This is a genomic window from Rhodococcus sp. Leaf233 (assembly GCF_001426165.1).
GTDB classification, from domain to species: domain Bacteria; phylum Actinomycetota; class Actinomycetes; order Mycobacteriales; family Mycobacteriaceae; genus Rhodococcoides; species Rhodococcoides fascians.
Map to the genome: position 1 here is coordinate 527,223 of NZ_LMRO01000008.1, position 22,355 is coordinate 549,577.

The 22,355-nt window shown below is 64.8% G+C and carries 21 protein-coding genes, 1 tRNA gene and 1 pseudogene; 16 read left to right on the plus strand and 7 right to left on the minus strand.

The genetic code is table 11. The annotated features are described in order from the left end of the window. The first annotated feature begins 3 nt into the window (after positions 1-3). Positions 4-357: a phosphoribosyl-AMP cyclohydrolase gene (gene hisI, locus ASH04_RS10415; RefSeq protein ID WP_032374328.1), complete on the plus strand. Its 354-nt coding sequence runs from the start codon at positions 4-6 to the stop codon at positions 355-357. Here the strand turns inward: hisI and ASH04_RS10420 are convergent. Both ASH04_RS10420 and ASH04_RS10425 read right to left on the minus strand, forming a co-directional pair. Further along, positions 348-854: a MarR family winged helix-turn-helix transcriptional regulator gene (locus tag ASH04_RS10420; protein WP_045841353.1), complete on the minus strand. Its 507-nt coding sequence runs from the start codon at positions 852-854 to the stop codon at positions 348-350. The two genes, hisI and ASH04_RS10420, sit on opposite strands and share 10 nt — an antisense overlap. Positions 855-942: 88 nt before the next feature. Then, on the minus strand, positions 943-1,404 hold the full coding sequence (locus ASH04_RS10425; RefSeq protein WP_027497283.1) for a peroxiredoxin: 462 nt from the start codon (positions 1,402-1,404) through the stop codon (positions 943-945). A 104-nt stretch (positions 1,405-1,508) separates the two neighbouring features. On the opposite strand from ASH04_RS10425, the gene ASH04_RS10430 reads away from it, so the two are divergent. The 12 genes and pseudogenes from ASH04_RS10430 (at position 1,509) to ASH04_RS10485 (ending at position 18,139) form a co-directional block, all read left to right on the plus strand. Continuing rightward, positions 1,509-3,065, plus strand: a complete 1,557-nt coding sequence (locus tag ASH04_RS10430; RefSeq protein WP_228139413.1) for an anthranilate synthase component I — start codon at positions 1,509-1,511, stop codon at positions 3,063-3,065. Continuing rightward, positions 3,062-3,727, plus strand: coding sequence for a TIGR02234 family membrane protein (locus ASH04_RS10435; protein WP_027497281.1), 666 nt, complete (start codon positions 3,062-3,064; stop codon positions 3,725-3,727). Before ASH04_RS10430 ends, ASH04_RS10435 begins: the two co-directional genes overlap by 4 nt. A gap of 79 nt (positions 3,728-3,806) precedes the next feature. Continuing rightward, positions 3,807-4,616, plus strand: a complete 810-nt coding sequence (trpC, locus tag ASH04_RS10440; RefSeq protein WP_027497280.1) for an indole-3-glycerol phosphate synthase TrpC — start codon at positions 3,807-3,809, stop codon at positions 4,614-4,616. A gap of 120 nt (positions 4,617-4,736) precedes the next feature. Next, a complete protein-coding gene (gene trpB, locus ASH04_RS10445; RefSeq protein WP_045841352.1) occupies positions 4,737-6,008 on the plus strand; it encodes a tryptophan synthase subunit beta in 1,272 nt (423 codons plus the stop codon). Then, complete coding sequence (gene trpA / locus ASH04_RS10450) at positions 6,005-6,808, plus strand: tryptophan synthase subunit alpha (protein ID WP_032374327.1); 804 nt, start codon at positions 6,005-6,007, stop codon at positions 6,806-6,808. The genes trpB and trpA overlap by 4 nt, the downstream gene beginning before the upstream one ends. Then, entirely contained in the window at positions 6,805-7,791 is a 987-nt protein-coding gene (lgt, locus tag ASH04_RS10455) for a prolipoprotein diacylglyceryl transferase (protein WP_057473434.1), read from the plus strand. Before trpA ends, lgt begins: the two co-directional genes overlap by 4 nt. Then, positions 7,784-8,683 carry a TM2 domain-containing protein gene (locus ASH04_RS10460; protein WP_057473435.1) on the plus strand — a complete coding sequence of 300 codons (900 nt, stop codon included), beginning with the start codon at positions 7,784-7,786 and terminating at the stop codon, positions 8,681-8,683. Before lgt ends, ASH04_RS10460 begins: the two co-directional genes overlap by 8 nt. 145 nt (positions 8,684-8,828) lie before the next feature. After that, positions 8,829-9,338 (plus strand): annotated as a pseudogene (locus ASH04_RS26135) (TM2 domain-containing protein); the annotation flags it as partial. Between the two features lie 263 nt (positions 9,339-9,601). Further along, entirely contained in the window at positions 9,602-14,170 is a 4,569-nt protein-coding gene (gene gltB, locus ASH04_RS10470; RefSeq protein WP_442971191.1) for a glutamate synthase large subunit, read from the plus strand. Then, entirely contained in the window at positions 14,163-15,668 is a 1,506-nt protein-coding gene (locus tag ASH04_RS10475) for a glutamate synthase subunit beta (RefSeq protein ID WP_057473436.1), read from the plus strand. Before gltB ends, ASH04_RS10475 begins: the two co-directional genes overlap by 8 nt. A gap of 122 nt (positions 15,669-15,790) precedes the next feature. Continuing rightward, positions 15,791-17,209, plus strand: coding sequence for a pyruvate kinase (pyk, locus tag ASH04_RS10480; RefSeq protein WP_027497274.1), 1,419 nt, complete (start codon positions 15,791-15,793; stop codon positions 17,207-17,209). Further along, positions 17,210-18,139, plus strand: a complete 930-nt coding sequence (locus ASH04_RS10485) for an acyl-CoA thioesterase (RefSeq protein ID WP_032374325.1) — start codon at positions 17,210-17,212, stop codon at positions 18,137-18,139. Here the strand turns inward: ASH04_RS10485 and ASH04_RS10490 are convergent. After that, positions 18,105-18,626, minus strand: coding sequence for a DNA-deoxyinosine glycosylase (locus ASH04_RS10490; RefSeq protein ID WP_032368067.1), 522 nt, complete (start codon positions 18,624-18,626; stop codon positions 18,105-18,107). The genes ASH04_RS10485 and ASH04_RS10490 overlap by 35 nt on opposite strands. Positions 18,627-18,682: 56 nt before the next feature. Between ASH04_RS10490 and ASH04_RS10495 the strand changes: the two genes are divergently transcribed. Further along, entirely contained in the window at positions 18,683-18,886 is a 204-nt protein-coding gene (locus ASH04_RS10495) for a hypothetical protein (RefSeq protein ID WP_027497271.1), read from the plus strand. Here the strand turns inward: ASH04_RS10495 and ASH04_RS10500 are convergent. Continuing rightward, on the minus strand, positions 18,862-19,353 hold the full coding sequence (locus tag ASH04_RS10500) for an anthrone oxygenase family protein (protein ID WP_032374324.1): 492 nt from the start codon (positions 19,351-19,353) through the stop codon (positions 18,862-18,864). The two genes, ASH04_RS10495 and ASH04_RS10500, sit on opposite strands and share 25 nt — an antisense overlap. Before the next feature lie 122 nt (positions 19,354-19,475). On the opposite strand from ASH04_RS10500, the gene ASH04_RS10505 reads away from it, so the two are divergent. Further along, complete coding sequence (locus tag ASH04_RS10505; protein WP_032374323.1) at positions 19,476-20,465, plus strand: AraC family transcriptional regulator; 990 nt, start codon at positions 19,476-19,478, stop codon at positions 20,463-20,465. Here the strand turns inward: ASH04_RS10505 and ASH04_RS10510 are convergent. The 3 genes from ASH04_RS10510 to ASH04_RS10515 form a co-directional block, all read right to left on the minus strand. After that, positions 20,450-21,181: an AAA family ATPase gene (locus ASH04_RS10510; protein ID WP_032374322.1), complete on the minus strand. Its 732-nt coding sequence runs from the start codon at positions 21,179-21,181 to the stop codon at positions 20,450-20,452. The two genes, ASH04_RS10505 and ASH04_RS10510, sit on opposite strands and share 16 nt — an antisense overlap. A gap of 3 nt (positions 21,182-21,184) precedes the next feature. After that, positions 21,185-21,361 carry a hypothetical protein gene (locus ASH04_RS26910; protein ID WP_165430221.1) on the minus strand — a complete coding sequence of 59 codons (177 nt, stop codon included), beginning with the start codon at positions 21,359-21,361 and terminating at the stop codon, positions 21,185-21,187. 63 nt (positions 21,362-21,424) lie between these two features. Then, positions 21,425-21,501 (minus strand) — tRNA-Leu (locus tag ASH04_RS10515). Positions 21,502-21,621: 120 nt separating this feature from the next. Here ASH04_RS10515 and ASH04_RS10520 point away from each other — a divergent pair. After that, on the plus strand, positions 21,622-22,254 hold the full coding sequence (locus tag ASH04_RS10520) for an ANTAR domain-containing response regulator (protein WP_027497267.1): 633 nt from the start codon (positions 21,622-21,624) through the stop codon (positions 22,252-22,254). Positions 22,255-22,355: the final 101 nt, after the last annotated feature.

Genomic DNA, 22,355 nt, shown 5'->3' on the forward strand with positions numbered 1-22,355 from the left:
TCGATGACTCTCGACCCGACGCTGTCCGCCCGGCTCAAGCGAAACGAAGCCGGACTGTTCAGTGCTGTGGTGCAGGAGCGCTCGACCGGCCAGGTACTGATGGTTGCCTGGATGGACGACGAAGCGTTGTCGCGCACGCTCGCGACGCGCAAGGGCACCTACTACTCCAGGTCCAGGCAGCAGTACTGGGTCAAAGGCGAGACCTCGGGGCACACGCAGTACGTGCACGAGGTCCGGCTCGATTGTGACGGGGACACAGTGCTGTTGGTCGTCGACCAGATGGGCGCGGCATGCCACACCGGCACCCACACCTGCTTCGACTCCGACGTGCTGTTGGGGCCCGCGGCTCAGGCGTGACCGGTTCCTGCGGCAATTCCCTTGTCCAGCTGAGTGAGTAGCGTCGTGCTCAGAGTCGACAGTCGACCCACCTCCGCGTCGGACAATCCGTCGAATATCAGAGCCTGCACTGTCTCGACGTGTCCTGGCGCCGATGCCACGACCTTTTCCATGCCGGCGTCGGTCAGCACCGCATAGGAACCGCGGCTCCCCGGAATACTCTCGCGGCGAACCCATCCCGCTTTCTCGAGCTTGGTGACCACGTGCGACAGACGTGACAGTGACGCGTTGGCGTACTCCGCGAGATCGCGCAGTTGAATTCGTCGCTGTGGATTCTCGCTGACGACCGCGAGGACGAAGTAATCGAAGTGGGTCAACTGCGAATCGCGTTGCAGCTGGGCGTCCAATGCTGCGGGCAGTCGGGTGACCAGGGCGACGAGCGCGCGCCACGCCTCTTGCTGGCTCTCGGTGAGCCAGCGGGGATCCACCGCATCATTCGGTGTCGCCGACGTGTCCATCGCGGGTACCTCTCGATCGAGACAGTTGTGTTCTGCACATGATGCCTCGAGCATCCCCGGGCCCGAGGCATCGCGTCGAACAATCGGCCTAGCTGCGGTGCGCGCGCAGGTATTCCAGCGCCTTGTCCGCGTGGGCCTCGAATCGCAGCTCACTGGAGAAACTCTCGAGGACCTTGCGGTCGGTACCGATGACGAACGTCGCGCGCTTGACCGGGGAGAGCTTGGCGAGCAGGCCGCGCTTGACCCCGAATGCGGTCGCGACGGCACCGTCCTCGTCGGAGAGCAACGGATAGTCGAACGATTTGGCGGCGGCGAACTCGGCCTGCTTGGCGACCGCGTCGGCGCTGATGCCGACCCGGGTGGCACCCACCTCGGCGAATTCGCCTGCGAGATCGCGGAAATGGCAGGCTTCGGCGGTGCATCCGGGGGTGAATGCAGCCGGGTAGAAGAACAGCACTATCGGACCGTCGGTCAGCAATTCGGTCAGCGTTCGCAGCTTTCCGGTCTGGTCCGGCAGGGAAAAATCGGGAACGAGCTCGCCTGGTTTCATGGTCGGCAGGTTACCGCGCGCGAGGGTGTCGCCGCCGAACCTGGGAGGATGGGGTCATGCACGGCGAGACGACTCCCCACACGAGCCCCACCGAGACCGCATCCATGGACGCCGCACCCATCGACGCCCAACCCACCGATGCCGCGGACTCGACCACGTCCCGGGAGGTGTTCCGCCAGCTCGCCGCCGAGCATCGAGTGGTGCCGGTGACGCGAAAGGTGCTCGCCGACTCCGAAACTCCGTTGTCGGCGTACCGCAAGCTTGCCGCCGACCGACCCGGAACGTTCTTGCTCGAATCCGCGGAGAACGGGCGGTCGTGGTCGAGATGGTCGTTCATCGGTGCGGGTGCGCCTGCGGCGCTGACGGTGGTCGACGGCGAGGCGGCGTGGCGCGGCAACGTGCCCGCAGGTGTCCCGAGCGGCGGTGACCCCCTCGACGTGTTGGCTCGAACCTTGGAGCTACTCCATTCCGAGCGCGTGCCGGGCCTGCCGCCGTTGACCGGCGGAATGGTCGGATATCTCGGATACGACTCGGTGCGGCGCATCGAGAAGCTGCCCGAACATGCGCAGGACGACCTCGGCATCCCCGAGATGGTCATGTTGCTGGCCACCGATCTGGCGGCCGTGGACCATCACGAAGGATCGATCACCCTGATCGCGAACGCGGTCAACTGGAACGGCACCGACGAGCACGTCGACCGGGCCTACGACGACGCGGTGAGTCGCCTGGACCGGATGTGCGCGGATCTGTCCGAGCCTGCTGCGTCGACGGTGTCGGTCTTCTCCAAGTCCGCGCCCCGTTTCCGCAGGCAGCGGACATCGGAGGGATTCGGTGCCGATGTCGAGCGGCTGGTCGAGGAGATCGAGGCCGGTGAAGCGTTTCAGGTGGTGCTCTCGCAGCGCTTCGAGATGGACACCGAGGCGTCTCCTCTCGACGTCTATCGCATGCTGCGGGCCTCGAATCCCAGCCCGTACATGTATCTGATGCACGTGCCGGGGGAGAACGACGAGACGGCGTTCTCGATCGTCGGATCCAGCCCCGAAGCTCTCGTGACGGTCAAGGACGGTCTCGCGACCACGCACCCGATCGCCGGTACGCGCTGGCGCGGTGCCTCCGAGGAGGACGACGTGCTGCTCGAGAAGGATCTGCTGGCCGACGAGAAGGAGAACGCGGAGCATCTGATGCTCGTCGATCTCGGTCGCAACGATCTCGGCCGAGTGTGTGCTCCCGGGACGGTGCGCGTGGGCGACTACCGCCATATCGAGCGCTACAGCCACGTCATGCACCTGGTGTCGACGGTGACGGGACGTCTCGCCGAGGGAAAGCGGGCTCTGGACGCAGTCAAGGCGTGCTTCCCCGCGGGCACGCTGTCGGGTGCACCCAAGGTGCGGGCGATGGAACTGATCGACGAGCTCGAGCCGACGCGGCGTGGCATCTACGGCGGCATCGTCGGCTATCTCGACTTCGCCGGGGACGCCGATACCGCAATCTCGATTCGCACCGCGCTCATCAAGGACGGCACGGCGTACGTGCAGGCCGGTGCCGGAGTCGTGGCCGACTCGGTAGCGGAATACGAGGACGACGAAGCGAGGAACAAGGCCATGGCCGTGCTGAGTGCCGTCGCAGCAGCCGAAACGCTGCGTGAGGTCGGTGGCCGATGACCGAACGCTCCGGCGGCCGCGGATCGGCCGTTCTGCCTGTCGTGCTGCTCGTGGTTGCGGCCGCATGCCTGTGGGGTGCGTCCAGAATGACGTGGGTGAGCGTGACGTCCTCCGACGGTCTCGGCGAGAGCCGGACCGACGATCTCGTCGGCAGTACCTGGGCCGCCGCCACGACTCCTCTCGCCTTGGTGCTTGTCGCTGCTGTGGCGGCCTCGTTCGCGGTGCGCGGGTGGGCATCTCGGGTTCTGGCGTTGCTCATCGCGGTGGTTGCGATTGCTGCGGCGATTCCGGCCGTTCGGCTACTCGCCGCGGGGGCTTCGGACTCGGAGGCGGCTGCGCTCGCCGAGCTCCCGGCTCGTGCCGAGGTGACGATGACGACGGCATCGACACTACCCGCGCTGATCACGCTCGCAGGGGCCCTGTGTGCGTTCGCGGCGGCTGCCCTGTCGATTCGGAAATCTTTTGGCCCACAGGTACTCTCGTCCAAGTACGCAGCTCCGGCTGTGCGGCGCGACGAAGTGGCTCGCCGGGCCGCTGGAACCACGTCCGCCGTGGGTGCACAGGACGAGGGTGAAGACCTGACCGAGCGCATGATGTGGGACGCGCTCGATGCCGGTGAAGACCCTACCGACGAGTCCGGTACCCGGCGTTCGTCGGATTGATTCGGCCCTCTACGCTAGGTTCCGACCTCGATGAGATTCCTCACATCGAATGTCGACGCTCAGAAAGGACTGGGGCACCATGACTGTTCTCGACTCGATTCTCGACGGTGTACGAGCCGACGTCGCCGCGCGCGAATCGGTGATCGATTTCGCTGCGGTGAAGGCAGCAGCGAAGCTGGCCCCGGCACCTCTCGACGCGGCGGCTGCCCTCCGCGAGGACGGCATCGGCGTCATTGCCGAGGTCAAGCGTGCGAGCCCGTCCAAGGGCGCGTTGGCCGACATCGGTGATCCTGCGGTGCTCGCGCGTGCCTACGAGCAGGGTGGCGCTCGCGTCATCAGCGTGTTGACCGAAGAGCGTCGATTCCGGGGATCGCTCGCCGACCTCGACGCGGTGCGAGCCGCAGTCTCGATTCCTGTGCTGCGCAAGGATTTCATCGTCGGTCCGTACCAGATCCACGAGGCCCGAGCCCACGGCGCGGACGTCATCCTGCTGATCGTCGCAGCCCTGGAGCAGGACGCACTCACGTCTCTTCTCGATCGCACGGAGTCACTCGGCATGACGGCACTCGTCGAGGTCCACACCGAGGCCGAGGCCGATCGCGCACTCGAGGCGGGTGCCAGCGTCATCGGTATCAACGCCCGCAACCTCAAGACCCTCGAGATCGATCGCGACAGTTTCGGCCGTATCGCGCCCGGCCTGCCCAGTGAGATCATTCGCGTTGCCGAGTCGGGAGTGCGGGGCACCGCCGATCTTCTCGCGTACGCCGGAGCCGGTGCCGACGCAGTGTTGGTCGGAGAAGGTCTGGTCACCGCGGGCGATCCGCGCACTGCGGTCTCGGACCTGGTGACGGCGGGCACGCACCCGTCGTGCCCCAAACCCGCACGCTGAACCGGCACCCCACCCGAACGCGGCGACGGTCCGCCGTTGGGGCACACTGGAGCGGTGAGCACCAGCCAAACTTCTTCCGCCGCGGACGCCCCTCAGGTAGTCCGCTTCAAGGGCGCTGATCTGCCGCAGAGCAGCATCGGCCTCACCGATCGCAGCGCGCACGAGCCCGACGTGGGCGGTCACTTCGGCGTGTACGGGGGCAGGTTTGTGCCCGAGGCGTTGATGGGTGTGATCGAGGAAGTCACCGCCGAGTACGAGAAAGTGCGCAGCGACAACGAGTTCCTCGGTGAGCTGGATCGGCTGCAGCGCGATTACACCGGTCGCCCATCTCCGGTGTTCGAGGCGACCCGGTTGTCCGAGCATGCCGGTGGCGCTCGGATCCTGCTCAAGCGAGAAGACCTGAATCACACCGGTTCTCACAAGATCAACAACGTGCTCGGGCAAGTTCTGCTCGCGAAGCGAATGGGCAAGACTCGTGTCATCGCAGAGACCGGTGCCGGTCAGCACGGCGTCGCGACCGCCACAGCCTGTGCCCTGATGGGTCTCGACTGCGTCGTCTACATGGGTGAGGTCGACACCGAGCGCCAGGCCCTCAACGTCGCCCGGATGCGTTTGCTCGGGTCGGAAGTCGTCGCAGTGAAGTCCGGTTCGCGCACTCTCAAGGATGCGATCAACGAGGCACTGCGAGACTGGGTCACCCACGCCGACAACACTTATTACTGCTTCGGAACCGTCGCGGGGCCGCATCCGTTCCCGGTGATGGTCCGCGATTTCCAGCGCATCATCGGCCTCGAAGCGCGGCAGCAGGTCCTCGCGTCCACCGGCCGCCTGCCCGATGCCATCGCGGCCTGCGTCGGCGGCGGGTCCAACGCCATCGGCATCTTCCACGCGTTCATCGACGACGCCGATGTGCGTCTCGTCGGGTTCGAGGCTGCCGGCGACGGAGTCGAGACCGGTCGTCACGCGGCGACCATCAGCGGTGGTACGCCTGGAGCCCTGCACGGTGCCTACTCGTACCTGCTGCAGAACGAGGACGGCCAGACCGTCGAATCCCATTCCATCTCAGCAGGATTGGACTATCCCGGGGTCGGACCCGAGCATTCGTACCTGCACGACATCGGGCGCGCCGAGTACCGCGGCGTGACGGACACCGAGGCGATGAACGCCTTCAAGCTGCTGTGCCGCACCGAGGGCATCATCCCGGCCATCGAATCGTCGCACGCCATCGCAGGCGCACTCACCCTCGGCAAGGAACTGGGTGAAGGTGCCATCATCCTGGTCAACCTGTCCGGTCGCGGCGACAAGGACGTCGACACCGCAGCCGAGTGGTTCGGCCTGATCGACGGAGACGGCGAAGCGAACGTGGACGACGAAGCAGGTATCAAGCCATGAGCAACAACGACTCTCGCCTCTCCGGGACGTTCGCCCAGTGCCGTGCCGAAGGGCGCGCTGCACTCGTCGGATACCTGCCCGCCGGCTTTCCGACCGTCCCCCGGTCGATCGAGGTCTTCAAGACCATGGTCGATGCCGGGTGCGACATCGTCGAGGTCGGCATCCCGTACTCCGATCCGGTGATGGACGGCCCCACGATCCAAGCTGCTGCAGACGTGGCGCTGCGAGCCGGTGCCCGGGTCAAGGACGTCTTCGCCGTCACCGAGCAGGTCGCAGCCGCGGGTGGCAAAGCGGTCGTCATGACCTACTGGAATCTGGTGCTCAAATTCGGCATCGAGAATTTCGCCCGGAGCCTCGCCGATGCGGGTGGACTCGGAATCATCACTCCCGACCTGATCCCCGATGAGGCTCAGGAATGGATCGAGGTCTCGGATCGGTACGGACTCGACCGAATCTTCCTCGTCGCACCGTCGACGACGGAGGAGCGACTCGTCAGCACCGTCGAAGCCAGCAGCGGCTTCGTCTACGCCGCCTCGACGATGGGCGTGACCGGTGCCCGCGACGCGGTGTCCTCGATGGCACCGGCGTTGGCGGCGCGTATCCGCGAGCATTCCGACATTCCGATCGGCGTCGGTCTCGGCGTTCGGTCGGGCGCACAGGCTGCCGAGATCGCGAAGTATGCTGATGCGGTCATCGTCGGCTCGGCTTTGGTGACCGCTGTCGACAACGGTCTCGACGCGGTTCGTGACCTGACGACCGAACTCGCCGAGGGTGTCCGCTCCGCTAACGTAGCGTCGTGACTTCGACCGCCTTCCTGGCCTACATTCCCAGTCCCGCGCAGGGGGTGTGGCACGTCGGACCGCTCGCGCTCCGTGCCTACGCCCTGTTCATCATCATCGGCATCGTGGTGGCCGTGGTGTGGGGAGATCGCCGGTGGGTCGCTCGCGGCGGAACCAAGGGCACGGTCCTCGACGTCGCCGTGTGGGCCGTACCTTTCGGGCTTCTCGGTGGCCGGCTGTACCACGTGGCCACCGACTGGAAGACGTACTTCGGTGCCGGCGGTCGGCCGATCGAGGCGCTCTACGTGTGGAATGGCGGCCTCGGAATCTGGGGCGCGGTGTTCCTCGGCGGAGTCGGCGCCTGGATCGCGTGTCGTCGACGCGGCATCCCACTCCCGGCATTCGGTGACGCGGTAGGCCCGCCGATCCTGCTGGCCCAGGCAATCGGCCGCATCGGCAACTACTTCAACCAGGAGCTCTACGGTCGCGAAACCACGCAACCGTGGGGTCTCGAGATCTACGAGCGACTCGATGCGAACGGCCGGCTCGATCCGCTGAACGGCGTGTCCACCGGAATGGTCGAGAAGGTCGTCCACCCGACGTTTCTCTACGAACTGCTGTGGAGCGTCCTGATCGTCGTCCTCCTGGTACTCGTCGACCGGAAGTACACGATCGGCCACGGTCGACTGTTCGCGCTCTACGTGGCCGGATACTGCGTCGGTCGGTTCTGGGTGGAACTCATGCGAGACGACTTCGCGACGAAGATCGCCGGCATTCGCGTGAACTCGTTCACCTCGGCGATCATCTTCGTGCTCGCGGTCGCGTATTTCGTTCTCGCCACCAAGGGTCGCGAAGACCCGGCGGCATTGAAGTCGAACGACGACGACGGTCGCGACAGCGAAGACAAGACGGGTGGCGAGTCCGCCGACGGCGATACGCAGGAAGGCACGCGCGAGACATCGTCCGAGAAGAAAGCCGAGGAAGAAGGCAGTACCCGTGGTTGATTTCGAGAAGAGGGCACACCCCGACCCTGCTGATTCGGGCGGCGGCACCGACAAGTCGGCCGGCTCTTTCGGTACACCGTTCGACTACGACGCAACGGCCGAGGCGTCGCTCTCCGAGCCGCCCGCGACATCCGAGTCCGCACCCTCGCACGGTCCCGCCGGTTCTACCGGACCGGGCTGGGACACCTATTCGGGTATCGGCAACGGCCCCGGCTGGTCCAGTACTCCCAGCTATCCGGCCCCCAGCCCGAACGGCAGTATCGACAATTCGATCGGTGGCCTTCCGCCGTCCGCCGGTTACCCGACACCGGGATCCGAGTACCAGGGATACGGTCAGCCGGGATACGGCCAACAGTCGCCCTACGGTCCACCGCAGGGGTACGGCCAACAGTCGCCCTACGGTCCACCGCAGGGGTACGGCCAGACCGGGGGATACGGCCAACAAGGGTATGGCCAGCAGGGGTATGGCCAGCAGTCGGGCTACGGCCAGCAGGTTTACGGCCAGCAGCAGGGTTACGGCCAGCAGGGCTATGGCCAGCAAAATTATGGCCAAGCACAGGGCTTTTCGGCCGGGCCTGGTTTCGGTGTCGGACCCGACGCGCCGTACGGGCGGGATCCAGTCACCGGTGAACCGTTGTCGGACAAATCGAAGATCGTCGGTGGACTACTTCAGCTGTTCCTCGGCTGGCTCGGCGTGGGTCGTTTCTACATCGGTAGCACCGGAATCGGCGTCGCACAGTTGCTGCTGTTCTTCTTCGGCGTGCTGCTGACCGTGGTGTTCGGCCTCGGCCTGATTCTGTTGTTCGGACTGTTCGTGTGGCATGTCGTGGACGCCGTGCTGATTCTCGTCGGCAATGTTCCCGACAGTCGCGGGCTCAAGCTGCGAGACTGATCGACCTACCCGTAGCGCGTCGTCGAGGGAGTTCGTTGTGAGTGATTCAGGTACATCGTCATCGGACGGATCGACACCGGGCGGTTCGGCGGGAGACGGCTCGGGTTCGGAGCCCACCATCTCGTTCGAGAAGAACGCGGCACCGGGTCCGGTATACGGCGCACCCGACCCCGGGTACGGCCCGCCGAATTGGGGCAGTGATCCGTACGACGCGTCCGGAAGTGACGACCGTAGCTCCGGTGCACCGGACGGTCCACCGCCCGGTGCGGGTTACCCGCCGCCCCCGTTCCCGGGCGGCGGTCCCCAATACGGCGGTCCCCAGTACGGAGAACCCCAGTACGGAGGACCCCACTACCCAGGCCCCCAGTACGCCGGTGCTCCCGGTTGGGTGGATCCGAGCGCTCCTTACGGACGGCATCCCGTCACCGGGGAACCGTTCTCGGACAAGCAGAAGCTCACTGCCGGGCTGCTGAACATCCTGCTGGGTGTTTTCGGGGCAGGACGCTTCTATTTGAATCAGCCGGGAATCGCGGTGGCGCAGATCGCGGTCACGTGGCTCACGTGCGGCATCGGCGGTATCTGGCCGCTGATCGACGGGATCATGATGCTCACGGGCAGCGTGCGCGATGAACACGGGCGCCCCCTGCGCGACTGAGCCCAGTGCCGTTCGCGATTGCATCGTTGCGATCGGCAACTGATACGATTCCGCCATCCGAGAGCGATCTCGGATTCTTTCGCGGGCCAGAGCTGTCCCGGTGAATTCCCGATAGGCATCGAATTCGGTCGATCCGGCACTCTATGTCGGTTCGGACGACCAGCCGGCGGGGTAGCCGAGGCTCACAGTGCAGCGTGTCGACACTGCGCCATCCGAAGCACCCACCGGTCTACGTGGAGGTGATCGTGGTGTTGTTTTCTCGGATGCCTGCCGAGCAAGGACTGTACGACCCGAGCGCGGAGAAGGACTCCTGCGGCGTCGCGATGATCGCGGACATCGCCGGACGCCGTTCGCACTCGATCGTGTCCGACGGTGTTCTGGCACTGGAGAACCTGGAACATCGTGGTGCTGCCGGTGCCGAGCCCAACAGTGGTGACGGCGCGGGCATTCTGATCCAGCTGCCCGTCGAACTTCTCGATTCGTTGTCGTCGTTCGAGTTACCGTCCGCCAACGGCGACGGCGAGAACACCTTCGCGGCGGGTGTCTGCTTTCTGCCGCAGGGCATCCGGGAGCGCGGGTCGGCCGTGCATCGTGTCGAATCCATTGCAGCCGAAGAGGGTCTCGAGGTGCTGGGGTGGGTTCCGGTCGAGGTCGATCCCGATCGCGCCGACGTCGGACTGACGGCGCTCGGATGCATGCCGTACATGAGCTATCTGTTCGTCGCGGCCCCCGAGGTCGACGGTTCACGTCCGGCCGGTCTCGAACTCGACCGATTGGTGTACGGGCTGCGTAAGCGGTCGGAGCGCGTCACCCCGGAGATCGAGGCAGAGGGCTCGGGCCTGTTCTTCCCTTCGCTGTCCGCACGCACCATCGTCTACAAGGGCATGCTCACCACCATGCAGCTGCCCCTGTTCTTCCCGGAGCTGCGTAACCCGTTGTGTACGAGTGCAATTGCGATCGTGCACAGTCGCTTTTCCACCAATACCTTCCCGTCGTGGCCGTTGGCGCACCCGCACCGCTACGTCGCGCACAACGGAGAGATCAACACGGTCAAGGGCAACAGGAACCGGATGCGAGCTCGGGAAGCGATGCTGTCCAGCGATCTCATCCCCGGTGATCTGGAGCGGCTCTTCCCCATCTGCAATCCCGACGCCTCCGATTCGGTGTCGCTCGACGAGGTGCTCGAACTGCTGCATCTGGGCGGCCGGAGCGTTCCCCACGTCGTGATGATGATGGTGCCGGAGCCGTGGGAGAACCATCGCACGATGGATCCGCGGGTACGGGCGTTCTATCAGTTCCACTCGTCGATGATGGAAGCGTGGGACGGTCCGGCCTGCGTCACGTTCACCGACGGTAGCTACGTCGGAGCCGTTCTCGATCGCAACGGTCTGCGCCCCGGTCGGTGGTGGCAGACGGCCGACGGTCGGGTGATCCTCGCCAGCGAGGCGGGTGTCCTGGACGTGCCGCAATCTCAGGTCGTCGCCAAGGGTCGCCTCGAACCGGGCAAGATGTTTCTGGTCGACACCGTCGCCGGACGTCTCGTTCCCGACGAGGAGATCAAACTGCAACTGGCGCAGGAACATCCGTACCAGGAATGGCTGCACGCCGGATTGCTGGAAATCAAGAGCCTGCCCGAGCGCGCCCACATTCAGTACAACCACGAGTCCGTGATTCGCAGACAGATCGCCTTCGGCTACACCGAGGAAGATCTCCGCGTCGTGCTCACCCCGATGGCCGCCTCCGGGGGCGAGCCACTGGGATCGATGGGGACCGACACCCCGTCCGCGGTGATGTCCCAGCGATCTCGTCAGCTGTACGACTACTTCATCGAACTGTTCGCGCAGGTCACGAACCCGCCACTCGACTCCATCCGAGAAGAGATCGTGACGTCGTTGTCGCGAGTGATGGGACCGGAGCAGAATCTGCTCGAGCCCACCGCCGCGTCGTGCAGGCAGATCGTATTGCCGTGGCCGGTGCTCGACAACGACGAACTGAACAAGATCATCCACATCGACGACGACGGTGATCATCCCGGTCTGTCGGCGATCGTGCTGCGCGCACTGTACGAGGTCGAGCGTGGTGGCGAAGGTTTGGCCGAGGCCATCGAAGAACTGCGCATGCGGGCATCGGAAGCCATCGCTGCCGGCTACCGCACGCTGATCATCTCCGACCGCGATTCGGACCACACTCGGGCACCGATTCCGTCCCTGCTGGCCACCTCTGCTGTGCATCATCATCTGGTGCGCACCAAGGAACGCACCAAGGTCGCTCTCGTCGTCGAGTCCGGCGATGCACGAGAAGTGCACCACCTTGCCCTGCTGATCGGATTCGGTGCGGCGGCGGTCAACCCGTACCTGGCCATGGAGTCGATCGAGGACCTGGTCGGCGAAGGCGAGCTCACCGGGGTCGAACCCACTGTCGCGGTGCGCAACTACCTCTACGGGCTCGGAAAGGGCGTGCTCAAGGTCATGTCCAAGATGGGCATCTCGACCGTCGGGTCCTACACCGGCGCACAGGTTTTCGAGGCGGTCGGTCTCGATCGCGAGGTCGTGCGCGAGTACTTCAAGGGCACCGTCAGCAAGCTCGGCGGAGTCGGTCTCGACGTCCTCGCCGAAGAGGTCAAACTCCGTCACCGGAAGGCATACCCGGAGAATCCCACCGACCGTGTTCACCGCCGCCTCGAGATCGGCGGCGAGTACCAGTTCCGGCGTGAGGGCGAACTCCACCTGTTCACTCCCGAGACGGTGTTCCTGTTGCAGCACGCAACACGCACCGGTCGCTACGACGTGTTCCAGAAATACAGCGACGAAGTGAACCGGCTCGCCCGCGAAGGGGGTGCACTCCGGGGCCTGTTCGAGTTCAAAGACCATGTGCGCACGCCTGTTCCACTCGACGAGGTGGAGTCGGTGGAGTCCATCGTCACCCGGTTCAACACCGGAGCGATGAGCTACGGATCCATCTCTGCCGAGGCGCACGAGACCATGGCCGTTGCGATGAACAATCTGGGTGGGCGCTCCAACTCCGGTGAGGGTGGAGAGGACGTCGATCGCCTCTACGATCCGAGCCGGCGCAGTGCCGTCAAGCAGGTCGCGAGTGGACGGTTCGGGGTGACCAGCGATTATCTGGTCAACGCCACCGACATTCAGATCAAGATGGCGCAGGGTGCCAAACCCGGTGAGGGCGGGCAGCTGCCCGGTTACAAGGTGTACCCGTGGGTGGCCAAGACTCGGCACTCGACGCCCGGGGTCGGCCTGATCTCCCCGCCTCCGCACCACGACATCTATTCCATCGAGGATCTCGCGCAGTTGATCCACGATCTCAAGAACGCCAACGAGAACGCGCGCGTCCACGTCAAACTCGTCAGCTCGGTAGGAGTGGGCACGGTGGCGACGGGAGTGAGCAAGGCGCACGCCGACGTCGTACTGATCTCGGGATACGACGGTGGCACGGGCGCGGCTCCGTTGACGTCTCTCAAGCATGCCGGTGCGCCCTGGGAAATCGGGCTGGCCGACGCCCAACAGACGTTGGTGCTCAACGGACTTCGCGATCGCATCACCGTCCAGTGCGACGGTGGCATGCGCACCGGCCGTGATGTGATCGTCGCGGCGCTGCTCGGTGCCGAGGAATTCGGGTTCTCGACGGCACCTCTGATCGTCGCGGGATGCATCATGATGCGGGTCTGCCATCTCGACACCTGCCCAGTGGGTGTCGCGACTCAGAACCCCGAACTGCGCAAGCGATTCACCGGCAAGCCCGAGTTCCTCGAGGACTTCTTCAGGTTCGTCGCCGAGGATGTGCGAAAGTACCTCGCGCAGCTCGGGTTCCGCAGCATCGACGAGGCCGTCGGCCATGCCGACGTGCTCGAGACCGCTGCCGGCGTCGCACATTGGAAGAGCAAGGGACTCGACCTCACACCCATCTTCGCGATGCCGGTGGATCGACACGGCGCGCCCATGACACAGCGTCGACGCCTACGCGATCAGGACCACGGCCTCGATTTCGCGCTGGATCGCACGCTGATCCAGCTGGCCGAGGGCGCACTGGAGGACGCGCATCCGGTCACGCTGGAGCTGCCCGTGCGCAACGTCAACCGCACGGTCGGAACACTTCTGGGGTCCGAGGTCACGCGACGCTACGGCGCGGCCGGGCTACCCGACGACACGATTCGCGTGTCGTTCACCGGCTCTGCCGGGCAATCGCTCGGTGCATTCCTGCCGCCCGGAATCACGATCGATCTCGTCGGCGACGCGAACGACTACGTGGGCAAGGGCCTGTCGGGAGGACGCATCGTCGTCCGACCGGCCGAGGACGCACCCTTCGTTGCCGAGGACAACGTCATTGCCGGAAACACGATTCTCTACGGAGCCACGTCGGGGGAGGTGTACCTGCGCGGTAAGGCGGGGGAGCGGTTCGCCGTGCGCAACTCCGGAGCCGTTGCGGTCAACGAGGGCGTGGGAGATCACGCCTTCGAGTACATGACGGGCGGACGGGTGGTCGTGCTCGGGCCGACCGGACGCAACATGGCGGCCGGCATGTCGGGCGGTATCGCCTTCGTTCTGGGTCTCGACCCCGCGGACGTGAACACGGCGATGGTCGAGTTGCAGGTTCCCGATCCGGACGATCTGGTGTGGCTGCGCGAGACGGTCGAGAACCACGAGCGCTGGACCGGCTCCACCATCGCGGCATCGCTGCTCGCCGACTGGCCCCGCCGGTCCGCTCTGTTCACCAAAGTCATGCCCGTCGACTACCAGCGAGTGCTGGAGGCGACACGAATGGCGCGCGCCGAGGGGCGCGACGTCGACGCTGCGATCATGGAGGCTGCACGTGGCTGATCCACAGGGATTTCTGAAGGTCGTCAAGCGTGAGGCCGCCAAGCGTCCTATCGACGAACGGGTCAGGGACTGGAACGAGGTGTACTCGGATCAGCCCAGCAGCGAACGCGCAGCCGAGGTCTCGGAACAAGCGCGCCGCTGCATGGATTGCGGAATTCCGTTCTGCCACTCCGGAACTGCCGGATGCCCGCTGGGCAACCTGATTCCGGAATGGAACGATCTCGTGCGCCGCGATCGGTGGGACGCGGCCAGTGATCGGCTGCACGCCACCAACAACTTTCCGGAGTTCACCGGCCGAGTGTGTCCGGCTCCGTGTGAATCCGCCTGTGTCCTGTCCATTTCCGAGGCCGCCACCGGCGGAAGTGTGACGATCAAGCGGGTCGAGCAGACCATCGCAGACCTGGCCTGGGAACAGGGCAGCGTCGTTCCGCAGCCTCCGACGATCACCACCGGTAAGCGAGTGGCCGTCGTGGGTTCGGGTCCGGCGGGACTGGCTGCGGCGCAACAGCTCACCAGGGCCGGGCACGATGTCACCGTGTACGAGCGCGACGATCGGCTCGGTGGATTGCTTCGATACGGAATCCCCGAATTCAAGTTGGAGAAGTCGGTGCTCGATCAGCGGCTGATGCAGATGCGGGCCGAGGGCACGCATTTCGTCACCGACTGCGAGGTCGGCATCGACTTCACCGTCGAGCAACTGCGCGCGAGCTTCGATGCGGTCGTGCTCGCCGTCGGCGCTCTGCGGGCTCGCGACAACACCGAGGTGATCGGCCGGGAACTCGACGGCATCCACCTGGCGATGGAGCATCTGGTGCCGTCGAACAAGGAATGCGAGGGCGACGGGCCGACGTCGATATCCGCTACGGGCAAGCATGTGGTGATCATCGGCGGCGGAGACACCGGGGCCGATTGTCTCGGCACGGCTCACCGTCAGGGTGCCGCGTCGGTCACTCAGCTCGACTACAACCCTGCTCTTCCCGGTGCCCGTGACGACGGCCTTTCGCCATGGCCGTCGTGGCCGTTGGTGCTTCGGACGTCGCCCGCGCATGCGGAGGGTGGCGTCGTGCGTCATCAGGTCGCGGTGCAGCGATTTCTCGGCGACGAGCGTGGACATGTGCGCGCCATGGTGCTCGCCGAGGTCGAGGTGCAGCGCGACGCGGACGGGCGACGCATCGTGACGCCCATCGGTGAAGAGGTCGAATTGCCCTGTGATCTGGCATTGTTCGCCATTGGATTCGAGGGTGTCGAGCATGGACCGCTGCTCGACGACTACGGCCTGGCGCTGACCAAGCGCGGCGCGTTGTCGTGTGGTCCCGATTGGCAGACGACGGCCCCGGGTGTGTTCGTCTGTGGGGATGCCCACCGCGGTGCGTCGTTGGTCGTGTGGGCGATCGCCGAGGGGCGTTCGGCTGCCAACGGGGTCGACGCATTCCTCACCGGACACTCGGAATTGCCGTCCCCGGTGCACCCCACGGCACTGCCTCTGGCGGTGGTGTGACACTCGTCTCTGTACCGGTACAGGTGCTTTCAGCAGCGGCCCGGCGAGGCTACCCGTCGGTAGTATCCGGCCGGGTTCCTCTGCGATAGAGAACAAGGCGTCCAGCGGCTACGCTCGCAACCGTGAGCCGACGTACGAAGATTGTCTGCACCCTTGGACCCGCAACCGCAACCACAGAGCGCATCCGCGAACTCGTCGAGAGTGGAATGGATGTCGCACGACTGAACTTCAGCCATGGCGATCACCCCGATCACCAGGCCAACTACGAGAGAGTTCGCGCCGCATCGGACGCCACCGGCAAAGCCGTGGGCATCCTGGCCGACCTGCAGGGACCGAAGATCCGACTCGGCCGATTCGCCGAGGGCTCCACCACCTGGGCCGCCGGTGAACTCATCCGCATCACCGTCGAGGAGTGCGAGGGCACCCACGATCGCGTGTCGACCACGTACAAGGAGCTGGCTCAGGACGCCAAGGAAGGCGACCGCCTGCTCGTCGACGACGGCAAGGTCGGCCTCGTCGTCACCGGCGTCGAAGGCAACGACGTGCTCTGTCGGGTCACCGAGGGTGGTCCGGTCAGTAACAACAAGGGCGTCTCCCTCCCGGGCATGGACGTCTCCGTTCCTGCCATGAGCGAGAAGGACATTGCGGACCTCGAGTTCGCCCTCGCGCTTGGATGCGATTTCATCGCGCTGTCGTTCGTGCGCTCTCCCGCCGATGTCGAACTCGTCCACGCCGTCATGGACCGCGTCGGCCGCCGAGTTCCGGTCATTGCCAAGCTCGAAAAGCCCGAGGCCGTCGACAATCTCGAAGCCATCGTGCTCGCGTTCGATGCGATCATGGTCGCCCGCGGTGACCTCGGTGTCGAATTGCCGCTCGAGCAGGTGCCCCTGGTGCAGAAGCGCGCCATCCAGATCGCCCGCGCCAACGCCAAGCCCGTCATCGTTGCGACCCAGATGCTCGAATCGATGATCGAGAACTCCCGTCCCACCCGCGCCGAGGCATCCGACGTCGCCAACGCAGTGCTCGACGGTACCGACGCGGTCATGCTGTCCGGCGAGACCTCGGTCGGCAAGTACGTCATGGAGACGGTGCGGACGATGGCTCGGATCGTCGAGACCGTGGAAACCGAGGGCGACAGCGTTCCTCCTCTGACCCACGTTCCTCGTACCAAGCGCGGTGTCATTTCCTACGCCGCGCGCGACATCGGCGAGCGTCTGGACGCGAAGGCACTCGTGGCCTTCACCCAGTCGGGCGACACCGTGCGACGGTTGGCTCGTCTGCACACCAAGCTCCCGTTGCTCGCATTCACCTCGATCTCCGAGGTCCGCAGTCAGTTGTCCCTGAGCTGGGGCACCGAGACGTTCCTGGTTCCCGATGTGGGCTCGACGGATGCGATGGTCAAAGAGGTCGACAAGGCGTTGCTCGAACTCGGTCGTTACAACCGAGGCGATCAGGTCGTGATCGTCGCCGGTGCCCCTCCCGGCACAGTAGGCTCGACCAACTTGATCCATGTGCACCGAATCGGAGAAGAGGACCGGTAAGTGGTCGAAGCGGGGGGAACCGGCGTCAGCGAGAGCGCGCCGAGCAGTACTGCAGTACGCGGAACCGATCTCGAAACCCTTCTCGGTCTCCTCGCCCTCGAGGAGACTGAGGAGGATGTGTTCGTCGGACAGCATCCGGAGCAGGTGGGGAGCCGGACTTTCGGTGGGCAGCTCGTCGCTCAGGCGCTCATCGCCGCCGGCCGGACCGTATCCGGAACGTCCCGGGACGTTCATGCGATCAATGCGCACTTCATTCGCGGTGGTGACGTCAAGAAGCCCATCGAATACCGCGTGAGTCGTCAGCGCGACGGCCGGGCGTTCGCCAACCGGCAGGTCACTGCGCTGCAGGACGGTAACGAGCTGTTCGTCATGCTCGCTGCCTTCCAGGATTTCGGTAAGGGCCTCGAGCACAGCGTCGAGGTGCCCGAGGTTCCGTATCCCGACGCTCTGCCGCCTCTCGGCGACCACTTCGTAGGGTTCGAGGACCGACTGCAGATGTTCGTCGATGCACTCAAACCGATCGACATGCGGTACGCGAACGATCCGGCGTGGATCATGCACGGCACCGGCGAGAAGCTCAACCACAATCGAGTGTGGATGAAAGCGGACGGCGATCTGCCGGACGAGTCGATCTTTCACGCCGCGACCATGGGCTATGCGTCGGACACCACGGTGCTCGATTCGATCATCACCACGCATGGACTGTCCTGGGGACTCGACCGCATCGTGGCGGCGACGGTCAACCACTCCATCTGGTTTCACCGACCGTTCCGATTCGACGAGTGGGCTCTGTATGCGACCGAATCGCCGGTCGCGGCCGGATCGCGGGGACTCGCCACCGGCCGATTCTTCTCGATGGACGGTCAGTTGCTCGCAACCGTCGTGCAGGAGGGCCTCATTCGCCACTTCCCGAAACGCGTTCGCGCCTGAGTGCTGCCGACCACAGTCGAGTCTTGGCTTCGAGGGTGAGTGAGGCGTGCGCTGGACTGGTGGACGGCAGACGGATGCACTCGACGTCCTGCTGCACCGCGTTCGCGACGTATCTGCGATAGCTGTCGGCAGCTTTTGCTCCGTTGAACAGCACGGTGTCGATGCCGGGATGACCTGCGATGAGGTTCGCGACATCGTTTGCCACGATGGATGATTCGACTATGGCCGAGTCCAGGCTTCCGGTCCTGGTACACAGCTTCAGTACGTCCCACACAGCAATCCCGCTGCGCGCCAGTCGCTCTGTTCGCGCCTCGTACGGAAGTTCGGGACCGGCACCGAACAGCGCGCCCATGATCGGCCAGAACGCATTTCGGGGATGAGCGTAATACTGCTGAGCAGCAAGCGATGCGACACCGGGCATCGAACCGAGTATCAGCGTGTGAGCGTGCTCGTCGACTATCGGTTCGAAGCTGTGCACGACGTTCATGTCGCGATTACAGCAAACAGCGCGCGCAGGCACTCGGGTGGGACCACAATGGAGAGATGTTGGATCCACGCGTACTCGACAACAACGAACTCGAAGCCGAACTCGCCGCCTTGCGCAGAGGACGCGACGCCGCGATGGACGAAGGCGCGCGAGATGTGTCCACTGCCGATACCGATCATCTCATCGCCCGCTTCGAGGACGAGATTCGCAGGCGTCACCAGGACGGTGAGTCCGATCAGCCCAGCGCGGATCTGCCCTGACCGAGTATCAGCACGGCGCACGCCGCCGTCGACGAGATGATCCGGACGGTGTTCCACCGCGTCCAGTTCGAGGTGAACGACCGCCAAATGTCGGCTCCCGACGGACTCGCCGGATCCACCGCTGCCAGTGCATCGTTGAGTGGGACGTTGAACGCCACCGTGACCACGAAGCAGCCCACCACGTAGAGCGCTGCTCCCGCGCCGACCCAGGTCGATCGCCCACCCTCCGTGGTGATCGCGAGAACGGTTGCGAGAGAACAGGTCAACGCCGTACCGACGAACAGCGTCAGAAACAGTGGGTTGAGGATCGCGGCGTTCGATCTCTGCATCGCGGCGATCGCGTCGGGCACCGGTAACGACGCCAGGCCAGGAAGAACACTGACCGAGAACGCGAGCATGACGCCCGCGACGAGGCCGCATCCGACTGCTGCGACCAGGGTGGCGATCGAGGAGATCTTGTCGATCATCGGTTTTCCTTCCCGGGGATTCGTCGTGCGCTTCCGACCTTTCCGCGTCGCGGGTGGATGGACAATGCGCGCAGGGCTCGAATTCATGTCCGATCGTCCCGGCCGTGGGGGACAATTGTCCGGTGCGTGGAGCCGACCCCTGGAAGTCACCCGATCCGCTCGGTGAGGCTTTGCATTTCCTCCGAATGACCGGGTCCTTCTACGTGCGTTCCGAGATGAGTGGCTCGTGGGGGCTGGCCCTGCCCGCGATGGACGACGCTGTGTGGTTCCACACCGTGGTCGACGGGTCGTGTGTGCTGTCGGTCCCCGGGGAGTCGACGCGTGAGCTCGTTCCCGGCGACTTCGCGTTGGTTCCCCACGGGCGTGGGCACGTATTGGCGGCCGACATCGAGTCTGTCGGCGACGCGACCAGCGTGTACGAGGTGCCACACGACTACGTCAGCGACCGGTACGCAGTGATCGCCCAGTGCGATGCGAGCGGACCCGACACCGTGTTGGTCTGCGGGGCCGTCCGGATGGATCATCCTGCGGCGCAGCAGCTTCTTCGGCTGCTACCGGCGGTGATCGTGATCGACGCAGACAGCGAACCACAGCGCGCACGTATGCAGAACATCCTCGCCATGGTGGCCGACGAGGCACGATCGCTCGAGCCCGGGGGAGAGGCAGTGATCACCAGGCTTTCCGACGTTCTGGTGATTCAGGCGTTGAGGTCATGGATTGTGGACACTCCGAGCGCGCAGTCCGGTTGGCTGGGAGCGTTGCAGGACGAGCGCATCGGAGGCGCGCTGGCTCGCATTCATCGAAATCCCCACGAGCGGTGGACCGTTGCGACCCTGGCGTCGAGTGCACACATGTCACGTTCGGCGTTCTCGGCTCGATTCACCGCATTGGTCGGCGATTCGGTGATGAGTTACCTGGCGACGTGGCGGATGCAGGTCGCATACGACACATTGCGGTCCGAGGACGTGGTGCTGGCCGAATTGGCCAGGCGCAGTGGGTATTTGTCGGAGGCAGCATTCGGAAAAGCGTTCAAACGGGCGATGGGAGTCTCTCCGGGAAGTGTGCGTCGTCGTCGGGACGTCGCGTTGGTGCCGGTTCAGTCGAGTAGATGACGGAGATACACGTTCGGATCGTCGAGATATCGCCGCCAGTGCTGGACCAATTCGAGTTCGTCCCAGGTGCTTCGGCGCAGACCGTGTTCACCCACTTCGACGATGTCCGCACCGGGTGTCGAAGCCAGGATCGGTGAATGCGTGGCACAGACGAGCTGTGCCCCCTCCTCGCCCAAGTGGGACATCAGCGCGACCAGGTTCAGGCACGCGGTGAACGACAGGGCCGACTCCGGTTCGTCCAGCACATAGAAGCCCGGTTCGGCCAACATAGCACCGAACATGGTGAGAAAGCCCTCACCGTGGCTCATTTCGGCGGTGTTCTCGTCCCAGAAGCCCGGCATGCCGCCGAGGTTCTCGGCCATCTCGAATGCAGTCTCGGCGCGCAGGAAGAATCCCCGCTTCTGCTCGCGCGGACCCCGCAGCATGCGCGCGCCTCGTGGCGTGGTCTCGAGTTCGAGCACCTCGCCGAGGACGCTCGTCACCTCGTCCAGTCGACGAGACTTCTGCGCTGCCCGACCCCCGCGGGCGTCGATGCCGAAACGCTCTGCGATCGCCTCTACGAGAGTCGACTTACCGGAACCGTTGTCGCCCACCAGAATTGTGACCGGTGCGAGAAACTCAAGTCCCTCGCGCGTGAGGTCGGCGACAGCGGGAACGGTGAAGGGCCACTCCGATCCCACATCGTCGGCGCGGACAAAGGCGCGCTCTACGAACATGATTCAGGCGGTGACCAGGCGGTCGACGTAACCGGTTTCGTGGGCGGAGTCGGCGCTGCAGGTGTAGTAGACCCACTGAGCGGACTGGTCCGCGGAATCTCCGAAACGGTGGTCGACCTTCTGCGCGCACAATTTGCCCGCGCTGGTGTCATGGCAACGAAGACTGCTGGGTATGTACATCACCCCACTGTAGGCGTGATCGGGAGTGGACCCGACCGCTGTCGCGGCCGGTCGATCGTGCTGTGGTGCCCTCGGTGAGACTCGAACTCACACTGGACGGGTTTTGAATCCGTTTCCTCTGCCAATTGGGATACGAGGGCTGGCGTCTTTCAAGCAACGATTGACGAGTGTAGAAGATGCGCTTTCGGCCCCGTGCACCGGTACCCTTCAGTTGCTCGATGCCCCTGAGGGGCGACGACTGTCGAAGGAGACCGGTACAGATGAATGCTCCTGATACGCACGGTACTGGCAAGCCTGCGCTGCGGGTGGTGGTCGCGGAAGACGAATCCCTGATTCGTCTCGACCTGGTGGAGATGCTCCGCGAAGAGGGGTACGACGTGGTCGGTGAGGCCGCGGACGGTCAGCAGGCTGTGGAACTGGCTGTCGAACTTCGACCGGATCTGGTGATCATGGACGTGAAGATGCCGCGTCGTGACGGCATCGACGCGGCCTCCGAGATCGCGGAGAAGCGGATCGCGCCGGTGGTGATTCTCACAGCGTTCAGTCAGCGAGAGCTCGTGGAGAAGGCGCGCGATGCGGGTGCCATGGCCTATCTGGTCAAACCGTTCACCAAGGCCGATCTGATGCCTGCAGTCGAGTTGGCCGCGAGCCGATTCGGCGAGATCTCTGCGCTCGAATCGGAGATCGCCGATCTTCAGGATCGACTCGAGACCCGCAAGTTGATCGAGAAGGCCAAGGGCGTCCTGATGGAGTCGCAATCGCTGACGGAACCGCAGGCGTTCAAGTGGATTCAGCGTGCCGCGATGGACCGACGCACGACGATGAAGGCGGTAGCCGAGGTCGTGATCGAAACACTCGGTACTCCGGCGAACAACCCTGTGGCAGAGAGCTGATCGGCCCGCGGAAAGCTACGGCCACGTAAAACTTCGACCTCTTAGGTCACAGTCAGGTCACGAGCGTCGTTCTAGGCCTTGCGAACCGGTTTCGAGCATTA